This is a genomic window from Streptomyces sp. E11-3, assembly GCF_046540415.1.
In the GTDB taxonomy this organism is placed as follows: Bacteria; Actinomycetota; Actinomycetes; order Streptomycetales; family Streptomycetaceae; genus Streptomyces.
In genome coordinates, this window is the sequence record NZ_JAZGRL010000129.1 from 1 (window position 1) to 2,054 (window position 2,054).

General features: G+C 75.8%; 2 protein-coding genes. Both read right to left on the reverse strand.

What is annotated here, in order from left to right; genetic code table 11:
• Positions 1 to 930: 930 nt before the first annotated feature.
• Positions 931 to 1,323 (reverse strand): winged helix-turn-helix transcriptional regulator, encoded by a 393-nt coding sequence (locus U9R90_RS35790; protein ID WP_411061641.1) that lies wholly within the window; start codon positions 1,321 to 1,323, stop codon positions 931 to 933.
• Positions 1,324 to 1,391: 68 nt separating this feature from the next.
• On the reverse strand, positions 1,392 to 2,054 hold a 663-nt coding region (locus U9R90_RS35795; protein ID WP_411061642.1), incomplete at its 5' end, for an HAD-IC family P-type ATPase.

Consider the following 2,054-nt stretch of genomic DNA (forward strand, 5'->3'; position numbering starts at 1 on the left):
TCGCTGTTGGCGGGCGGCTGACAGGCCGACGCCGGGCAGGCGACGCCGGGCCACCGCCTGGCCGACCCCGGGCAGGCGACTCCGGGCCGTCCCCGGGCAGCCGACCGGCCCACACCGGGCCAAGGCCTGGGCGGCCGACAGACCGACGCCTGGCTGTTGCCGGGCAGCCGACAGAGCGACATCGGGGCGTCAACGGGCCGATGTCGGGCCCATGCCGGAGAGACGGACCGACGCCGTGGCGCCGACGGCCCACGTCGGGCAGCCGACGGCCCACATGGCGGTCACCGGGCCCGACACCAGTGCGCACGACGTACCGACACCGGGCCCCGACGGGCCGACGGGCCGACGCCAAGCAGCCGACCGGCCTCCGGCAGACCCATACCCGGCAACCAACGGACCACTGTCAGGCGGCCACCGGGCCGACGCCAGGGCGCACGGCATGCGGACACCAGGGCGCCGACGGGTCGGCGGGGCGGCGGGTCGGCGGGTCGGCGGGTCGGCGAGTCGACGCCAGGCGACCGACGGGCCCATGCCGGGCAACCGACGGGCCGCGTCGCGGCCACCGGGCCGACACCGGGGCGCCCGCAGACGGCTGTCAGGCGGCCACCAGGCTGAGGTCAGGGCGCCGACGGACCACCGCCGGGTCGCCGCCGGGTCGCCATCGGACCGCTGCCGGGTCACCGACGGACCGCTGCCGGGCCGACGCGAAGCCCGCGAGAGGCCCGCGCCGGGCGGACGACGGGCCGCCGTCGGGCGGCCGCCGGGCCCGCCCCCGGGGCACCGTCGACGCGTGAGGGGCCCCCTGGGTGGCACCGCGCGGCCCCCTCCACCGCGCGGTGCCTGCCGCGCGGCTTTGCCTGCGCGAATTCGCCCTGGTCTGAACCTACGTGATGGCTACACCCGGATCGACCCCTCGCGATAACGATGCGGTCACGCCGCGGCCCGGCCCTTCGCGCGCAGGATCTCCTCCATATGTGTGTCGCCCCACACCCCGAGCGGCTCCAGCGCCGCGTTCAGTGCCACGCCCAGTTCGGTCAGCGAGTACTCGACCCGCGGCGGTACCTCCCGGTAGATCTCGCGGTGGACGATGCCGTCCGACTCCAGCTCCCGGAGCGTCTGGATCAGCATCTTTTCCGTGATCCCCGGCACGCCGCGCCTGAGCTGCCCGAAGCGCAGGGTGCCCGCGTCGTGCAGCGCCCACAGCACCACCGGCTTCCACTTGCCGCCCACGACGTCCACGGCGGCGTCAAGCCCGCACGAATACGGGCCCGTGTCCGTGCCCGTACTCGTGTCTGTGCTCGCTTCCTCTGTCCCTTTGGCCACCCGTGCCAACCCTCCGCGTCTCAAGCAGTGTTACTCCACCTTAAGTACGCAGGCGGCGCCCCTCGCTCTCACTCCCGCCAGGCCTTCTCGCGCAGCAGCCGTAGCCCGTTGAGCCCCACCAGCACCGTGGACCCCTCGTGCCCCGCCACGCCGAGCGGTAGCGGCAGGTGCCCCACCAGGTCCCAGGTCACCAGTACCGCGATGAACGTGCCCGCGATCACCAGGTTCTGGACCACCAGGCGCCGGGCGCGGCGGGAGAGGGCCACCGCGCGCGGCACGGCGGCGAGTTCGTCCCGTACGACCACCGCGTCCGCGGTCTCCAGCGCCAGGTCCGAGCCCGCCCGCCCCATCGCGACGCCGCTGTGCGCCGCGGCGAGTGCGGGCGCGTCGTTCACCCCGTCGCCGATGACCAGGACCTTGCGGCCCGCGGCCTGGAGTTCCTGGACCGCCGCGGCCTTGTCCTGGGGCAGCAGTCCGGCCCGTACGGCACCGGAGTCGATTCCGGCCTGTGCGGCGACCTCTGCGGCCGCCCGGGGGTTGTCCCCGGTGAGCAGGATCGGCGCGGTGCCCGTGAGTTCGGCGAGTGCGGCGACCGCGTCCGGCGCGTCGGGGCGCAGTCGGTCGGCCAGGCCGAGTCGGCCCGCCGGCGCGCCGTCCACCAGGACCTGTACGACGGTGACCGCCGCCCCCGTGGCCGCGCCCGCGTCGGCCGCCCCCACCGACACCGCCCG